We start from the raw sequence: 16,881 nt of genomic DNA on the forward strand, positions 1-16,881 counted from the left end.
GCTTATTTGTTTTTCGCGCGCTCGAAGGAAGCAACGATCTCGGCTTTTGCCGCAGCAGCGTTATCCCAACCTTCAACTTTAACCCACTTGCCTTTTTCCAGATCTTTGTAGTGTTCAAAGAAGTGGCTGATCTGTGCACGCAGCAGTTCAGGCAGGTCGTTAACGTCTTTAATGTGATCGTATTCTTTGCTCAGCTTGCTGTGCGGAACGGCAACCAGCTTGGCATCTTCGCCCGCTTCGTCAGTCATTTTCAGCACGCCAACAGGACGGCAACGGATCACTGAGCCCGGCTGCAACGGATACGGGGTCGGAACCAGAACGTCAACCGGATCACCATCCAGAGACAGCGTGTGGTTGATGTAACCGTAGTTGCACGGGTAGAACATGGCTGTAGACATGAAACGGTCTACAAACAGCGCACCGGTATCTTTATCAATTTCATATTTGATCGGATCGGCGTTCGCGGGAATTTCAATCACTACATAGATATCTTCCGGCAGATCTTTACCCGCCGGGACATTGATCAGACTCATGTCGGTTTCCTTCTCTTAAACCTGAAATAGCGTGGCCGTCATTATAGCCAAAAAGCGTTTGATGTCGCCGATTTTTAGCGTACCGAAGCGCTATACGGTTCCCGTGAGTCGTTTAAGTAAAAATACTTTCGTTACTAAAGTTTCTTTAAAGAAAGCAGGTTTGTTACCGATAGGGAACATGATCAAGATCACGTTATGCAGAGCTTTTCTCCGCATTTATTTATCATTTGTAATTCCAGGGAAACGAAAATGTTAAGAAATATCACCATCAAGACGAGCTTGATTGCTTTGTTAGGAACGATGGTACTGCTCTTACTACTGGTGTGCGGAATCGGCATCACTTCAATCAATCAGGGAATCACTTCGCTTACGACCATTGACAAGATTCAGGGGAAAGAAGTCACGGCACTGTCTGGGAGCTATACCGCTTCGCTGCGTGCAAGAACGGTATCGGCATTGGCTGCCCGTCAGATGGAAAACGGACTGACTGATCTCGCGAATGCGTCTGTAGTACGAGCAGAGGCTTATACGGCGCTCTCCCACAAAGAAATGGCGCGTTTTATTTCTTATGGCACCGTAACGGAACGTGGTGCCAAAATGGCGGAAGAGGTTAAAACCAGTTACGAACAATACATGAATCTTGGTGTTCAGCCGATGGTTGATGCGCTGAAACGTGGGGATATCGCTGCCTATTACGTGCTGTTACAGGATGTGCTACCGCCGCTCAGCGTTAAGATGGATAAGGTGGCGAACGAATTCCGCGACTTTGGTCTTGAAGTAGGGGAAAGCATGCTCGCAGAAGCTGAAAGCTTTGCGTTCGAGCGTTTGACGATTATCGGTATTGCCTGTGTATTCGTTCTGCTGCTGGTGTTAGCTGCTTGGATCGCACTGAAGCGTTCCATTTTGTCTCCGCTTGAGGAGACGGTCGGCCAGTTGGAGTTTATTGCCCGCGGCGACCTAACCCAGCGCATTGCCGATGGTCGCGATAATGAAATTGGCCGTCTGATTCAGGCCATGAAGTCAATGCAGTCTTCACTGGCAACCGCCGTTGGCCGTGTTCGCGATGCCGGTATGCAGATTGACGTCGGTACGCGCGAACTGTCTTCCGGCAATACCCATTTAGCCGCGCGTACGGAAGAGTCAGCCTCCTCGCTGGAAGAAACCGCAGCCAGCCTGGAGCAGTTGACCGCTACGGTGACGCTGAACGCGGAGAGTGCGGAACAAGCGCATACGCTGGCGCAAAATGTGTCCGATATTGCCAATAAAGGCAGTGAAACCGTAGGGAGCATGATTGAGAAAATGCAGATGATCTCCAGCAGCTCAGCACGCATTGGCGATATTCTGGCGGTGATCGACGGCATCGCGTTCCAGACCAATATTCTGGCGCTGAATGCGGCAGTTGAAGCGGCACGTGCGGGTGAGCAGGGGCGTGGATTTGCGGTGGTTGCGGGTGAAGTTCGCAGTCTGGCACAGCGCAGTGCGCAATCGGCCAAAGAGATAAAAATGCTGATGGAAGAATCTCAAAGTCGCGTCAGTGAAGGCACCGTTATGGCGAAAATGGCGGGCGAAACGATGAATGATGTTTCTGACGCTGTGGTGCGCGTGACGTCCCTGATGCGTGAGATCTCAACGGCAACGCGTGAGCAGAGTAATGGCATTGGGCAGGTAAATCTGGCGGTATCGCAGATGGACGAGGTCGCACAGCAAAATGCGTCTCTGGTAGAAGAGTCCGCCGCTGCCACGCGCTCACTGGAAGATCAGGCGCGACTGCTGGCTGAAAGCATGTCACAGTTTAAAGTGCAGTCGCAGGAGTTTGCCGCCATCGGCCGATTCTAGTCATATTTCATAAAAAAATTCCCGTGAAAACGGGAATTTTTTTGCCTTACTCTTCGGGGGCGGTTTGTTCGTCTTCCTGCTGTTTCTTCCTACGCAGCTTATTCCAGATTTTACTTTCCTGTCCGCGCCAGAGGCGTTGGATATTGTCATGATGACGCATCAGTATCAGGCAAGAGAGCATCGCGACGGGGAAGGTAAACTGTGGCTTGAACCACCAGACATAAAACGGCGCGATGAGCGCACTGACAATCGCGCCAAGCGAGGAATAGCCACTTAGCAGCACGGTCAGTAGCCAGGTGCCGGTCATCAGGCCTGTTAGATCCCAGCCGATCGGGGCGATGGCGCCTAAAGCCGTTGCCACACCTTTGCCGCCGCGAAAGTGGAAAAAGACCGGATAGATATGGCCGAGGCAGGCGGCGATGGCGGTTAGCCCGAGATACAGTGGGGCAACGCCTAGCGCGTAAGCAGCCCAAACAGGCAGCATGCCTTTCAGGATATCAAACACCAATACGGTTGCAGCGGCCGCTTTGCCGCCAATACGCAATACGTTAGTGGCCCCGGGGTTCCCAGAACCATGCTGGCGCGGATCGGGTAGCCCAGCAATTCTGCAAAACAAAATCGCACTGGAAATAGAGCCACACAGATACGCGATTAACATCATACCAAGCGCGGTAACACTCATAACGCTATTCCGTTTAGTTTGTATAGAGAGACGTTTAATAAGGGTCGTTTTACTCTTCTCATCTGTGGATAATACGCACATTCCGTCGGAAGTGGTATCCGACAGCGACAAAAACAGAGAATGGCGTGATGGATATCGTATTTATTGAAGAACTTACTGTAATCACTACTATTGGTGTTTACGATTGGGAACAGACCATCCAGCAGAAACTGGTGTTCGATATCGAAATGGGCTGGGATAACCGTCAGGCAGCCGCCAGTGACGATGTTAATGACTGCCTGAGCTATGCCGATGTCAGCGAGGCGGTGATTGCCCATGTGGCAAACCAGCGTTTTGCGCTGGTGGAACGCGTTGCTGAAGAAGTCGCGTACATGCTGATGCAGCGCTTCTCGATTCCTTGGCTGCGGATCAAGCTCAGCAAGCCGGGCGCCGTCGCGCAGGCGCGTCAGGTTGGCGTCATTATTGAGCGCGGTACACGATAAATCTGATTTAACAGAATAAATACTGATTTACGTGCAACTAAATCGTAACCCAAATAGTCTATAAGCCAGTTATACCCGTCATACTTCAAGCTGCATGTGCGTTGGCTGCGCTACTCGGCCCACTTACGTGGACCTCGCCCCGTTGGGGCCGCTGCAAGCAGCGTTCAAATCGGCCTATGGCAGATTTGTCGCTCACCCGAATCACTTACTTGAGTAAGCTCATCGGGACTTGTTCGCTTGCCGCCTGCCTGCAACTCGAATTATTTAGGGTGTGTAGCGGCTCGCGGAAGTACGCGGCCGCTTTTTTGTGGGCTGTATTTTCGTTTTTATATTAGAGGCAAGGATTTTTAGATGACTGACCTGCATTCATTGCTAATCGCATTTATTCTTGGCGTGGTCGAAGGACTGACCGAGTTTTTGCCCGTATCGTCTACGGGGCATATGATTATTGTTGGTCATTGGTTAGGGTTTGCTGATGAGAAAGCCAAGACATTTGAAGTGATCATTCAGCTTGGCTCGATTCTGGCCGTTGTCGTGATGTTCTGGCGCCGCCTCTTTGGTCTAATAGGGATTCACTTCGGCGAAGTTCCGCACGAGGGGAAAACCTCTGGGCGTCTGAAACTGACGCACATCTTGCTGGCAATGATTCCCGCAGTGGTGCTTGGCCTGATTTTTCATGACTTCATCAAGTCGCTTTTTTATCCGCAGAACGTGATGTATGCGCTGGTGATCGGTGGCTTCCTGCTGTTAGCGGCGGAATGGTTCAAGCCAAAACAGCCGCGTGCTGTCGGGCTGGATGATATCACGCACCGTCAGGCATTTATGATTGGCTGTTTTCAATGTCTGGCGCTGTGGCCCGGTTTTTCACGTTCGGGGGCAACCATTTCCGGTGGGATGCTGATGGGCGTCAGCCGCTATGCGGCTTCTGAGTTCTCTTTTATTTTGGCGGTTCCCATGATGATGGGTGCGACCGTTCTGGATCTGTATAAAAGCTGGCACTTCTTGTCGCTGGCCGATGTGCCGATGTTTGCCGTGGGCTTCGTGACGGCATTTATCGTGGCGCTAATTGCGATTAAAACCTTCCTGAAAATCATCAAGCGCATCTCGTTTATCCCGTTTGCGATTTACCGTTTTATCGTCGCGGGTGTGGTTTACATGGTGTTTATGTAAGACTGGGTGCGTAGATTTTAGGTCGATCGTTATAGAGAGAAGAGGCCACGCATTAGCGTGGCCTCTTTGTTTCAGGACGTGCCCGAGCTATCCGGCTGTTGTGCTTTCCAGTCTGCCAGTGCATGAATGCGGCGACGTGCCAGTTCGTTACGCACGTCAATGCCTTTAAAACCATCGGCGACGACGTCCGCACTGCTGACCTGGCTGGCGACACGAAAGGCTTCACGCAGGTAATCACCTTGTGGATACGGGTTCTCTTCAAAACCGGCACGGCCTCTGGCATCGGCTTCGCTCGTGAGCGCTAACTGCTCCAGACGCTGTGGTTTGCGCCAGACGTCAATCGCATCAAATAACTTCAGCAGGGTTTTGGGTTGCAGCACCTGCACGGTATGAACCAGGTCATGATATTCCGCAACCAGCTTTGCCAAATCGCGAATCGGATTCGGCACGCGCAGGCGCTGGCACAATGCTTCAACCAGTTTGACACCCGCTGGGCCGTGGCCAAGATGACGCGGCCAGAGTTCAGGCGGCGTCAGCCCTTTTCCTAAATCGTGGCACAGCGTAGCAAAACGTACGTCAATTTCGGGGCTGAGACGAGCAGCCATTGCCACCGTCATCATCGTATGAATACCGGTATCAATTTCCGGATGCCATTTGGCGGGGGCGGGCACGCCGTACAGATTATCGATTTCAGGGAACAGCACGGCCAAGGCGCCGCAGTCTCGCAGCACCTGAAAATAGACATCTGGCGACGATGTGCCGAGCGCTTTTTCCGTCTCTTTCCAGACGCGCTCTGGCGTCAGGTAAGCCAGCTCGCCCTCATGCGTCATTTTTTGCATCAGCGCCATGGTTTCTTCTGCAATCTGGAAGCCGAGATGAGCAAAACGTGCGGCAAAACGCGCGACACGCAGCACCCGTAACGGATCTTCGCTAAATGCGTCGGAAACGTGGCGCAGTACGCGATTCTCAAGATCGCGACGACCGTGATAGGGATCGATCAGATCGCCCCGTTCGGTGCGGGCAATGGCATTGATGGTCAAATCGCGGCGCAGCAAGTCCTGCTCTAACGTGACATCGGGGGCGGCATGGCAGACAAACCCGGTATAGCCTTTGCCAGATTTGCGTTCGGTACGCGCGAGGGCGTACTCATCACGGCTAACGGGGTGTAAGAAGACGGGGAAATCCTTTCCAACCTGCTGGTAACCCTGCGCGAGCAGGTTCTCCGGCGTCGCGCCGACCACCACCCAATCTTTCTCGGTGACGGGTAAACCCAGCAGGCTGTCCCGAACAGCGCCGCCGACAAGGTAAATCTTCAACGTCGGGCTCCTGAATCAATAACCAATACTTCACCACATACTACCATCTTTGCGCCGCTGCGTTGGCCGCAAAGAAAAATGCCTGCAAGAAGCAGGCACGTGTTCCGATTAGCTCATCCAGCGGTCATTTTTCTTTTTACGCGGGATGATGTGCGGCAACAGCAGACCCAGCAGCAAGCCGATGCCAGCAACGCCGCCGCCATACATAAACCACTGTAGAATGATGGTGCGCTGCTTATCATCAAGCTGGACATTCGCCGCGCTGACTTTCTTCTGTGCGACGATAAGCTGATTTTTCAGATCCTGATTTTCCTGACGTAATCCGTTGATAATATTATCGCTGGCAGCGACTTTCTGCTGCATATCTGCGGTACGTTGGTTCCAGGTCTGATCGATATTATTTAGTTTGTCAGTCAGGTCTTTGACCTGATTTTCCAGCTCCGGTACCCGTGTGCGCAGGCTCGGCGTATTGCTAAGCTGGTCGAGAGGAATCCAGGTGGTGCGATTTTTGTCATCACGGATCTGCGCATAGCCCGCGCTTTCATTAACGCTGAGTAGCGTGACTTCAGCGCCAGCATTCACGGTGCCGACGATACGATATTGATTGCCCGGCCCGCTGTGGACATACGTCAATAACTCATCGGAAATGTAGCGTTTTTCTTCCGCCTGAGCGGTCCAGCTCAGCGTGAGAGAAAATAAAGTAAAACAGAGTAAGCCTAATTTCTGCATAAGATCATCATGTTGCGTTAATGGTGGTCCGATAGTAGAGGCTTAAGTCTGACGAGGCAATGTATAAACCGAAATGAGAACAGTCTTAGAACCTGTCCCATTAGGGCTATTTTGCCCCAATAGCGCCTACTGGGATAGGTTCTTAGAAGGCGGCGTGCAGCGTGTTTAAGCGGGGTAAAACCGTGCTGCTGATGACAGGTTTGCATAAGAAATGCGCGCTTGTTCGCAGGTGAAAAAGAGTGTGTGCGGTAAGAGTAGTCAGGTAAGGTAAAATGTTATTTACTGACATAATAATGAACGCGGTCTTGGTGTTGTGAATGCTATGAGTGAAGAAATTGAGCTGAAGTTTATTGTTCATCCCGACAGCGTTGAATCGCTGCTGACGCAACTGACTGACTGGGAGAGTGATTACAGTCAGTATGAGCATATGCGTGCTCAGCGTCTGAGCAATACCTATTATGAAACGGCGGATAATTACCTGCGCCGCAATGGCATCGGCCTGCGTATTCGCGGTGAAAATGAACGCTACGAAATGACGGCGAAAACGGCTGGCAAGGTGATTGGCGGGCTGCATCAACACCCAGAATATAACGTTGAGCTGGAGAAAGCAGAGCTGGATCTCAGCCTGTTTCCGGCGGACGTCTGGCCGGAGGATTGTGATGTTGTGGAGCTGCAATCGTCGCTAAATCCGCTGTTTAGTACAGATTTTACGCGTGAAAAGTGGGTGTTTACTTACTATCAAAGCGTGATTGAGGTTGCCTTAGATCGCGGTGAGATTCGCGCCGGGGATCTGAGTGAACCGCTGTGCGAACTGGAGATGGAACTTAAGGTCGGGCAGACCACCCATCTGTTAGAGCTGGCAAAGGAAATCGCGGAGTTTGGTGGTATGCGACAGGGCAGCCTGAGTAAGGCAGCGCGCGGATACCATCTGGCTAAAGGTAATCCAGTTCGTGAGTGTCAGCCTCTCAATCGATTGATTGTGGATCCAAAAACCAATATCGATCAAGCCATCCGCGCGGCGCTGGAACTGGGGTTGAGTCACTGGCAATACCACGAAGAACTGTGGGTCAGAGGGAATGCCTCTGCCCGCGAAGCTCTGCCAGAAGCCAGTGCATTGATGCGCGAAATGTTGGTGCTGGTGGGAGGCGTCGTGTTACGCAAGGTCACCACGCTTTTTCGCTCTGCACTCGCCACTCTGGAGGCTCGGCTACAAGGCCCTGATGGCGCGGATGTGTGTTACAGCGCTGAGTACCTGCAAAGTAAGTTAGTACTGACTTCCTGGTTGGTCGAGTCTGGCTGGTGTGACCATATGGGTAATAAAGATCGCATTAAGTTACAGGGCTCGTTCAAACGCTTTGCCGACATTATGCTAAGCCGCAGTACTGCGGAGCTGAAAAGTGCCTTTTCTTCTAAATTGACGGAAGCACAGTACGAACAGCAGATTCCTCGCCTGCAACGTAATATCTACGCTTTTCTTCTCTTATCCGGTGCCTATCCGGCGGAGCAAGTGGAAGCCTACGTTGAACACTGGCAGGCGTTACTGCACGAAATTGAGCGGCTCGCTGCTGGGCAGGCTCCTTCTGCGTATCTGGAAGCCTACCGTAAAGAGGTGCTGAACTTGTCCCCGTTCTGGCTACATAGCGGCGGACCATCACAGTAACTGTTAACTGCCGCTTGTCAGTGAGGATAGGCGGCGCATCAAGGGAACCCCCATGTCGATACTTCCTTTGCCCGCTTTACCTGTGCTTCTGACGGAACACTCTCAGCGTGCTCTGTCACGTTTGCGGGAAGCCGCACCTGATGAACCGATAACCGACAGTGACTCTGCTGTTCTGGCATTGAGCGATTTTGTCAGCGATGCGCTTGCGCTGCATCCTGACTGGTGGCAAGGGATTCATCAGCAACCGCCGCAGCCCGAAGAGTGGCAGCACTACGCCGACTGGTTGAGCAATGCATTGGCCGATGTTAACGATGAAAATGCCTTGATGGCCGCATTGCGACGGTTTCGCCGACATATGTTGACACGAATTGCGTGGTCACAGGCGCTGCAAACCAGTACGACGGAACACACGCTACGTCAGCTTAGTGAACTGGCTGAGGTAATGATTGTGGCGGCCAGAAGCTGGCTATATCAGGCCTGTTGTCGCGAGTGGGGCACACCTTGCAATGCACAGGGTGTTGCTCAGCCTCTGCTGATTCTTGGTATGGGAAAATTGGGTGGGGGAGAACTTAACTTCTCTTCGGATATCGATCTGATTTTTGTCTATCCCGAAAATGGTCATACGCAAGGCGGGCGGCGCGAGCTGGATAACGCGCAGTTCTTCACGCGTCTGGGGCAGCGGCTCATTAAGGTGCTGGATCAGCCGACCGTCGATGGTTTTGTGTACCGTGTGGATATGCGGCTACGTCCCTTTGGTGACAGTGGTCCGCTGGTGCTCAGCTTCGCGGCGATGGAAGATTACTATCAGGAGCAGGGCCGAGACTGGGAACGCTATGCAATGGTCAAAGCGCGCCTGATGGGGGGAATGGACGATGCCTACAGTCAGGAATTGCGCAGTACGCTGAAGCCTTTTGTATTCCGTCGCTATATCGATTTCAGTGTGATCCAATCGCTGCGAAATATGAAGGGCATGATTGCCCGTGAGGTACGTCGCCGGGATCTGCGTAACAACATCAAGCTGGGGGCGGGTGGGATTCGTGAAATCGAATTTATCACGCAGGTTTTCCAACTGATTCGTGGCGGACGTGAACCGGGATTACAAGGGCGTTCTCTGCTGCCTACGCTCCAGCATGTAGGCGCACTGGGATTATTAACGCCGCAGCAGGTGCTTGACCTCAGTACCTCTTACCTGTTTCTGCGTCGTTTAGAGAACCTGTTGCAGGCCATTGCCGATGAGCAGACGCAAACCTTGCCGAGTGATGAGCTGAATCAGCAGCGACTGGCATGGGGAATGGGGTTCGACAACTGGGACGCGCTGCAATCCATGCTGGAACAGCATATGCAGGCGGTGCGACACGTCTTTGATGACCTGATTGGCGATGATGCGCCGGACAATAATGATATCCCCGAACATGGCAGCTATAGCAGCCTATGGCAGGACACGCTGGACGACGGCGAACTGGCTCCGCTGACGCCGCATCTCTCGGAAAGCGTGCGTGAAAAGCTGATGCGGACGATTGTGGAATTCCGTCACGACGTGGCGAAACGCACCATAGGGCCGCGTGGGCGAGACGTACTGGATCAGCTCATGCCGTGTTTGTTGGCGGAAGTCTGCGCTCGTCAGGAAGCGGATACGGTGCTGTCTCGTCTGACGCCGCTGCTGCTGGGGATCGTCACACGAACCACCTATCTCGAACTGCTGCTGGAGTCTCGCGCTGCGCTCGCCCAATTGATTCGACTGTGTGCGGCGTCGCCGATGGTTGCCAGCCAGCTGGCACGCTATCCCCTGTTGCTGGATGAATTGCTCGATGCGTCAACGCTGTATCAGCCGACGGCACCGGGTGCGTACGCCGATGAGCTACGTCAGTATTTGATGCGCGTCCCTGAGGATGACGAAGAACAGCAGTTAGAAGCGGTTCGCCAGTTCAAGCAGTCGCAGCAACTGCGTATCGCCGCAGGAGATATCGGTGGCGTACTGCCTGTGATGAAAGTGAGCGATCACTTAACGTATTTGGCGGAAGCGATTATCGCGGCAGTGGTTCAGCAAGCGTGGGGGCAGATGGTGGCGCGCTATGGCCAGCCGTCGCATTTGCAGCATCGTGAAGGTCGTGGGTTTGCCGTTATTGCCTACGGCAAACTCGGCGGCTGGGAGCTGGGATACAGCTCCGATCTGGATTTGGTGTTCTTGCTGGACTGTCCATCGGACGTGATGACGGATGGCGAACGCAGTATTGATGGCCGACAGTTCTACCTGCGCCTCGCACAGCGAGTGATGCATCTATTTAGCACTCGGACGTCATCAGGCATTTTGTATGAAGTGGATGCCCGTCTGCGGCCATCGGGCGCGGCGGGTATGTTAGTGAGTACGGTAGAAGCGTTTGATGACTATCAGCGCAATGAGGCATGGACGTGGGAGCATCAGGCGCTGGTGCGCGCGCGTATGGTGTACGGCGAAAGTGGCGTGCAGCAGACATTTGAGTCTATTCGCCGCAGTATTCTGTGCGCTGAGCGTGACGCGGAGACTCTGCGAACCGAAGTGCGAGAAATGCGGGAAAAAATGCGCCAGCATCTGGCGAACAAAGATAAAGCACTCTTTGACATCAAAACGGATGCAGGCGGCATTACGGATATCGAATTCATTGCCCAGTATCTGATGCTGCGTTACGCCGCTCAGGAACCGCGTTTGACCCGTTGGTCAGACAACGTGCGTATTCTGGAACTGATGGCGCAATATGGCGTGATGGAAGAGAGCGAAGCCAACGCGCTCAAGCTGGCCTATGTCACCATGCGCAATGAACTACACCATCTGGCTTTGCAGGAACTGTCCGGTCGGGTCAGCAAGGATCGGTTTGTTGCGGAGCGGGAGCAGGTACTGGTGAGTTGGAATAAGTGGTTAGTGGGAGCGTAAGTTCCTCCTATCTAATGGTCAAATGTGCCGTGCGGTTTAGAGCCGCACGGCAGTGGCGTGTATGATACGTGCCTATGATATTATTACGCGCATTATGCGAAATAAGCCTGGAGTAGAGGATGAAAGTGACGCTGCCTGATTTCCGTCAAGCGGGTGTGTTAGTGGTGGGTGATGTCATGCTGGATCGTTACTGGTATGGGCCGACCAGCCGAATTTCACCAGAGGCACCCGTGCCTGTGGTCAAGGTTGATACGATCGAAGAGCGCCCAGGCGGCGCAGCGAACGTCGCCATGAACATCGCTGCATTGGGCGCGGGATCGCGTCTGGTGGGGTTAACGGGCATTGACGATGCTGCTCGCGCACTGAATGCCAAACTTGGCGAAGTGAATGTGAAGTGTGACTTTGTCGCTGTTCCTACGCACCCGACGATCACCAAGCTGCGCGTGCTGTCGCGCAATCAGCAGTTGATCCGACTGGATTTCGAAGAGGGCTTTGAGGGGATTGATCCTCAGCCGATTATCGAACGTATTCAACTGGCGCTGCCAAAAATTGGCGCACTGGTGCTGTCTGACTATGCAAAAGGCGCATTAGCGCATGTGCAAACCATGATTCAGACGGCAAAAGCGGCTGGCGTTCCGGTGCTGATCGACCCGAAAGGCACGGATTTTTCCCGCTACCGTGGCGCGACATTGTTGACGCCGAACCTGTCTGAGTTTGAAGCGGTCGCAGGGCGTTGCAAAACGGAAGAAGAGCTGGTCGAGCGCGGTATGCAACTGGTGGCTGATTACGATCTGTCCGCGTTGCTGATCACCCGTTCCGAGCAAGGGATGACGCTGCTACAGCCGGGCAAAGCACCGTTGCATTTGCCGACGCAGGCGCAGGAAGTGTATGACGTGACCGGGGCGGGCGACACGGTGATTGGTGTTCTGGCCGCTGCGCTGGCGGCAGGTAACTCACTGGAAGAAGCCTGTTTCCTGGCGAATGCTGCCGCAGGCGTCGTCGTTGGCAAGCTGGGTACATCAACGGTCACGCCGATTGAGTTGGAAAATGCGATCCGCGGCCGTGCCGACACCGGATTTGGTGTGATGACCGAAGAACAGCTGAAACATGCTGTTGAACTGGCGCGTCAGCGTGGCGAAAAGATTGTGATGACTAACGGCTGCTTCGATATTCTGCACGCCGGACATGTGTCTTATCTGGCAAACGCTCGCAAACTTGGCGACCGGTTAATCGTTGCGGTAAACAGCGATGCCTCAACCAAGCGTCTGAAGGGGCCGACTCGTCCCGTCAACCCGCTGCCGCAGCGGATGATCGTGCTGGGTGCGTTGGAAGCTGTCGATTGGGTCGTGCCGTTTGAAGAAGATACGCCGCAGCGTTTGATTGCCAGTATTCTGCCGGACATTCTGGTGAAAGGCGGCGACTACCAGCCACATGAAATCGCCGGTAGTGAAGAAGTCTGGGCCAACGGCGGTGAAGTGAAAGTCCTGAACTTTGAGGATGGTTGCTCCACGACGAACATCATCAACACGATTAAAGCCAACACGTCTAAATCTTAAACGAAATAAAACTGACGGTGCTCGAAAGGTTTCGACGCCGTTAGTCCGCAAGCTAATGATTCTCGCTCTGGCGCATCACGGGCGAGAATCATAACAATCACGATGCCGACAGGGCGACACGTCAGATAAAACAGGTATGAAACCAGTGAAGAAAGAACCAGCCGAAGTGAATACGGCCGCACTGCGGGTAGCTGAGTTGCGCCGGGTCTTACGCCATCACGAATACAAATATCACGTTGAGGATGCGCCCGAAATTCCTGATGTCGAATATGACAAACTCATGCAGGAACTGAAATCGTTAGAGGCGGATCACCCCGAGCTGGTGACCAGCGATTCTCCGACGCAGCGCGTAGGCGCGGCACCGCTGGCGGCATTTGAACAGGTTCGTCATGAAGTGCCAATGTTATCGCTGGATAACGTATTTGATGAAGAGAGTTATCTGGCCTTCAGCAAGCGAATTGGCGACAGGCTGAAAAACGGTGACGATCTGACATTCTGCTGCGAACTGAAACTGGATGGGTTAGCCGTCAGCTTGTTGTATGAAGAGGGCGTTTTGGTACAGGCGGCCACGCGCGGGGATGGCACGACTGGGGAAAATATCACCAGTAACATTCGTACCGTTGCGGCGATTCCACTGCGCCTTGAGGGTGACAATATTCCGCGTCGTGTTGAAGTGCGCGGCGAAGTGTTTATGAAGCACAGCGGCTTTGAAAAATTGAACGAAGAAGCTCGCCGTACGGGGAGCAAAGTCTTTGCCAACCCGCGTAACGCCGCTGCCGGATCGCTGCGCCAGCTCGATCCACGCATTACCGCTACGCGTCCGCTGACCTTCTTCTGTTACGGCGTCGGCCTGCTGGAAGGCGGTGAGCTACCCGCAAGCCACTGGGAGCGCCTGATGCAGTTCAAGGCGTGGGGACTGCCTGCTAGCAATAGAATTAGGCTATGCACTGGTCCGGCCGAGGTACTCGATTTTTATCGTGAGATTGAACAGACTCGCGGCTCGTTAGGTTTTGATATCGATGGCGTCGTTGTCAAAGTTGACTCGCTGGAGCTGCAGGAGCGATTAGGGTTTGTTGCCCGTGCGCCCCGCTGGGCAGTAGCGTTTAAATTCCCTGCGCAGGAACAACTGACCTGGGTGCGTGACGTTGAGTTTCAGGTTGGGCGGACGGGGGCGATTACGCCCGTTGCACGTCTGGAACCGGTCGCCGTGGCTGGCGTGATCGTCAGCAATGCTACGCTACATAATGCCGATGAAATTGAGCGGCTAGGTTTGCAGATTGGCGATCGCGTGATTGTGCGTCGAGCGGGTGACGTGATCCCGCAGATCGTCGGCATCGTGGAATCTGAACGTCCAGAAACGGTGCGTCCGATCGTTTTCCCTGCGGCCTGTCCCGTGTGTGGATCTGACGTTGAACGTGTAGAAGGCGAGGCCGTCACGCGCTGTACCGGTGGCTTGATTTGCGGTGCCCAGCGCAAAGAGGCACTGAAGCATTTTGTTTCTCGTCGCGCATTGGATGTGGAAGGTATGGGCGATAAGATCATCGATCAACTGGTGGAAAAAGAGTACGTCAAGACGCCAGCCGATCTGTTCCGCTTGAGCGCTGGGATCATGACGGGGCTGGATCGCATGGGGCCGAAATCCGCGATGAATCTGGTTAATGCGTTAGAAAAGGCGAAAAGCACCACGCTGGCACGCTTCCTCTATGCGTTGGGGATCCGCGACGTTGGCGAATCGACGGCGGCCAATCTGGCTGCCCATTTTGGTTCGCTGGAAGCGCTTTTTGCTGCCGATGAAGAAGCGCTTCTGGAGGTGCCAGATGTCGGTAAAGTCGTTGCCGCGCATGTGCGTCATTTCCTTGAGGAAGAGCACAACCAAACCGTGATCCGCGAGCTGACCGATCCCGCTGGCATCAACATTCACTGGCCTGAGGTTCAGGTGGTCAATGCGGAAGAGATCGACAGCCCATTTGCGGGGAAAACGGTGGTATTGACCGGATCGCTGAGTATTCTGTCCCGCGACGAAGCCAAAGATCGGCTAACGGCATTAGGGGCAAAAGTGAGCGGCAGTGTCTCGAAGAAAACCGATATGGTGATCGCTGGTGAAGCCGCAGGCTCTAAGCTAGCGAAGGCGCAAGAATTGGAGATCCCAGTGATCGACGAGGCGGAAATGATCCGACTATTGGGGGCGTAAACGGATGGAAAAAGAAGACCTGATAGACATTGCTACGATGCAGATGCCGTTTGGTAAATACAAAGGGCGAGTGCTGATTGATTTACCTGAAGAGTACCTGCTGTGGTTCTCCCGCAAGGATGAATTTCCTAAAGGTCGCTTAGGGGAATTGATGCAGATTACGCTGGCAATCAAGATAGAGGGTCTTCAAGGGTTGGTCACGCCGCTGAAACGGCCCCGTCCCTGATTATCCATTTCCTGTCGTAACCCTGATGAAAAAAGGTCGCTTCAATTAAGCAAAGCTGGTCACTTAAGCCTCATTTTAGGAGAAACACGCGAATGAGGCTCCCGCAGGGATACCTCGCCTTGTGGTTGCTCCGTATATCTCGGTTCTTAAACGATTGGCATTAGCATTCAATCGTGATGGTTCTGAATGTCTCTTGTGTGCCCAGGCTGTGTGAAAACTGCTGTTCAGTTTTTGGTCTAAGCAGTGGCTTTATATGATCAACTATTCTTGATAAACCCATGCGAAAACCTATTTTATTTAATAAAATTAAAAGGATAAGATTAAATGTTGCGGGTGAGGATATGACCCACCACATTAAAGGTCAAGGCAGACATCAGGTGACGTTGCTCCCTGAAGTGCTGGATGATTTTGTCACTGAAGATAATCCTGTCAGAGTCGTTGATGTCTTTGTTGATGGATTACAGCTTGATGCTCTTGGCTTCGACAGGGTTAATGCAAAGCAGACAGGGCGACCCGGATATCATCCGGCAACTATGCTGAAGCTGTACATTTATGGATACCTGAACCGCATTCAGTCTTCCCGCAGGTTAGAAAGAGAATCCCATCGAAACGTGGAGCTGATGTGGTTACTTGAGCGATTAACACCTGATTTTAAAACTATTGCCGACTTCAGAAAAAACAATAGTAAAGGTATCAAAAATGCCTGTCGGGCTTTTATTGATCTGTGTCGGCAGATGCAGATGTTCACCGATGTGGTTGTTGCCATCGACGGCAGCAAGTTCAAGGCGGTAAACAGCAAATCGAATAACTTCACCCCACAGAAAACAAAAGGTCACATCGAAAGGGTTGAGCAGAGTATAGCTCTGTACCTGAATAAGCTCTATGAAGCTGACAAGACTGCTGAGCCTGAAATAATCACAGATTTAACAGCGACGAAACTGGCATGGTTGCAACAACGTTTAGCGAGCTTCAGAACAGGTTTATGGTAGTCGAAGATGGGTTAGAACTGCAAATGTACTTTAACCATATTGCCTGTCGCGATTGTAGTCAGCGGTCAAGGTGCACCACATCAAAACGCGATCCGAGGCGTATAAGACGGTGGGTTCATGAAGCTGAAATGGAAGATATGCAGACCAGGCTTTCCTTACCGCCGAAGCGATAGCGGAAATACCATAGCCTAGCGCCGCTGGTGGATACCGTGAGGTACAGGCCTTGCGAATCGGTGAGCTTGTAAGATTTTGCGAGAGGTTTCGCAGATCGGACTTTGCTGTCAGTTAACATTTGATGGTCACTCCCGTTCATCGAACTGAATGACTCGCAATCTGACCCACAAATTCCCCAATACGAAGGGATAAATCAAAGCGTATCGGAAAAGATATTTACACCAACTTATGGAATCAAAAAACATAGGAGCAGACTTGCCTGAACGGCGAAATTTTATGCTTTATTCATCTCGTTGAAATAATTATAAAACACAAATATTTAAAATCAAATAATTATTTAGAGAGATTACTGATATGAGAAATTATATTTTATATGTTAATTGTTATGGTTGTGGGTACTAGCAGCTTGTGTGTTTTGCTAAAAAAATC

General features: G+C 52.5%; 12 protein-coding genes and 2 pseudogenes. 9 read left to right on the top strand and 5 right to left on the bottom strand.

All coding sequences use genetic code 11. The features are described 5' to 3' along the window. Positions 1–2: 2 nt before the first annotated feature. Positions 3–533, bottom strand: coding sequence for an inorganic diphosphatase (gene ppa, locus K7X24_RS16300; protein WP_224555829.1), 531 nt, complete (start codon positions 531–533; stop codon positions 3–5). A 249-nt stretch (positions 534–782) separates the two neighbouring features. Between ppa and K7X24_RS16305 the strand changes: the two genes are divergently transcribed. After that, complete coding sequence (locus K7X24_RS16305; protein ID WP_224555832.1) at positions 783–2,369, top strand: methyl-accepting chemotaxis protein; 1,587 nt, start codon at positions 783–785, stop codon at positions 2,367–2,369. Between the two features lie 46 nt (positions 2,370–2,415). Here K7X24_RS16305 and plsY read toward each other — a convergent pair whose 3' ends face one another. After that, on the bottom strand, positions 2,416–3,051 hold the full coding sequence (gene plsY / locus K7X24_RS16310) for a glycerol-3-phosphate 1-O-acyltransferase PlsY (protein ID WP_224555843.1): 636 nt from the start codon (positions 3,049–3,051) through the stop codon (positions 2,416–2,418). Between the two features lie 128 nt (positions 3,052–3,179). Between plsY and folB the strand changes: the two genes are divergently transcribed. Then, positions 3,180–3,533: a bifunctional dihydroneopterin aldolase/7,8-dihydroneopterin epimerase gene (gene folB, locus K7X24_RS16315; protein ID WP_224555845.1), complete on the top strand. Its 354-nt coding sequence runs from the start codon at positions 3,180–3,182 to the stop codon at positions 3,531–3,533. Positions 3,534–3,884: 351 nt separating this feature from the next. After that, positions 3,885–4,703 carry an undecaprenyl-diphosphate phosphatase gene (gene bacA, locus K7X24_RS16320; protein ID WP_224555847.1) on the top strand — a complete coding sequence of 273 codons (819 nt, stop codon included), beginning with the start codon at positions 3,885–3,887 and terminating at the stop codon, positions 4,701–4,703. A 71-nt stretch (positions 4,704–4,774) separates the two neighbouring features. Here bacA and K7X24_RS16325 read toward each other — a convergent pair whose 3' ends face one another. Further along, positions 4,775–6,019, bottom strand: a complete 1,245-nt coding sequence (locus K7X24_RS16325; protein WP_224555856.1) for a multifunctional CCA addition/repair protein — start codon at positions 6,017–6,019, stop codon at positions 4,775–4,777. Between the two features lie 108 nt (positions 6,020–6,127). Then, positions 6,128–6,748, bottom strand: coding sequence for a TIGR04211 family SH3 domain-containing protein (locus tag K7X24_RS16330; protein ID WP_161529767.1), 621 nt, complete (start codon positions 6,746–6,748; stop codon positions 6,128–6,130). Positions 6,749–7,070: 322 nt separating this feature from the next. Between K7X24_RS16330 and K7X24_RS16335 the strand changes: the two genes are divergently transcribed. The 6 genes and pseudogenes from K7X24_RS16335 to K7X24_RS16360 all read left to right on the top strand — a co-directional run. After that, positions 7,071–8,408, top strand: a complete 1,338-nt coding sequence (locus tag K7X24_RS16335) for an inorganic triphosphatase (protein WP_103971933.1) — start codon at positions 7,071–7,073, stop codon at positions 8,406–8,408. 52 nt (positions 8,409–8,460) lie between these two features. Then, positions 8,461–11,316 (top strand): bifunctional [glutamate--ammonia ligase]-adenylyl-L-tyrosine phosphorylase/[glutamate--ammonia-ligase] adenylyltransferase, encoded by a 2,856-nt coding sequence (gene glnE / locus K7X24_RS16340; protein ID WP_116361683.1) that lies wholly within the window; start codon positions 8,461–8,463, stop codon positions 11,314–11,316. Between the two features lie 119 nt (positions 11,317–11,435). Then, positions 11,436–12,872 carry a bifunctional D-glycero-beta-D-manno-heptose-7-phosphate kinase/D-glycero-beta-D-manno-heptose 1-phosphate adenylyltransferase HldE gene (gene hldE, locus K7X24_RS16345; protein WP_161529764.1) on the top strand — a complete coding sequence of 479 codons (1,437 nt, stop codon included), beginning with the start codon at positions 11,436–11,438 and terminating at the stop codon, positions 12,870–12,872. Positions 12,873–13,008: 136 nt separating this feature from the next. Further along, positions 13,009–15,063: an NAD-dependent DNA ligase LigA gene (gene ligA / locus K7X24_RS16350; protein WP_224555859.1), complete on the top strand. Its 2,055-nt coding sequence runs from the start codon at positions 13,009–13,011 to the stop codon at positions 15,061–15,063. A 4-nt stretch (positions 15,064–15,067) separates the two neighbouring features. Next, a complete protein-coding gene (locus tag K7X24_RS16355; protein ID WP_039465978.1) occupies positions 15,068–15,289 on the top strand; it encodes a DUF3820 family protein in 222 nt (73 codons plus the stop codon). Positions 15,290–15,630: 341 nt separating this feature from the next. Beyond that, positions 15,631–16,230, top strand: a pseudogene (locus K7X24_RS16360) (transposase); the annotation flags it as partial. A gap of 196 nt (positions 16,231–16,426) precedes the next feature. On the opposite strand, the pseudogene K7X24_RS16365 reads toward K7X24_RS16360, so the two are convergent. Beyond that, positions 16,427–16,570: pseudogene (locus K7X24_RS16365) on the bottom strand (Arm DNA-binding domain-containing protein); the annotation flags it as partial. Positions 16,571–16,881 lie beyond the last annotated feature (311 nt).

This window comes from Pectobacterium versatile (genome assembly GCF_020166435.1).
GTDB lineage: Bacteria > Pseudomonadota > Gammaproteobacteria > Enterobacterales > Enterobacteriaceae > Pectobacterium > Pectobacterium versatile.

Excerpts from the sequence above, each read along its gene's own strand:
- ppa (WP_224555829.1), bottom strand. The coding sequence starts at position 533 with ATGAGTCTGATCAATGTCCCGGCGGGTAAAGATCTGCCGGAAGATATC.
- K7X24_RS16305 (WP_224555832.1), top strand. The coding sequence starts at position 783 with ATGTTAAGAAATATCACCATCAAGACGAGCTTGATTGCTTTGTTAGGA.
- plsY (WP_224555843.1), bottom strand. The coding sequence starts at position 3,051 with ATGAGTGTTACCGCGCTTGGTATGATGTTAATCGCGTATCTGTGTGGC.
- folB (WP_224555845.1), top strand. The coding sequence starts at position 3,180 with ATGGATATCGTATTTATTGAAGAACTTACTGTAATCACTACTATTGGT.
- bacA (WP_224555847.1), top strand. The coding sequence starts at position 3,885 with ATGACTGACCTGCATTCATTGCTAATCGCATTTATTCTTGGCGTGGTC.
- K7X24_RS16330 (WP_161529767.1), bottom strand. The coding sequence starts at position 6,748 with ATGCAGAAATTAGGCTTACTCTGTTTTACTTTATTTTCTCTCACGCTG.
- K7X24_RS16335 (WP_103971933.1), top strand. The coding sequence starts at position 7,071 with ATGAGTGAAGAAATTGAGCTGAAGTTTATTGTTCATCCCGACAGCGTT.
- glnE (WP_116361683.1), top strand. The coding sequence starts at position 8,461 with ATGTCGATACTTCCTTTGCCCGCTTTACCTGTGCTTCTGACGGAACAC.
- hldE (WP_161529764.1), top strand. The coding sequence starts at position 11,436 with ATGAAAGTGACGCTGCCTGATTTCCGTCAAGCGGGTGTGTTAGTGGTG.
- ligA (WP_224555859.1), top strand. The coding sequence starts at position 13,009 with ATGAAACCAGTGAAGAAAGAACCAGCCGAAGTGAATACGGCCGCACTG.
- K7X24_RS16355 (WP_039465978.1), top strand. The coding sequence starts at position 15,068 with ATGGAAAAAGAAGACCTGATAGACATTGCTACGATGCAGATGCCGTTT.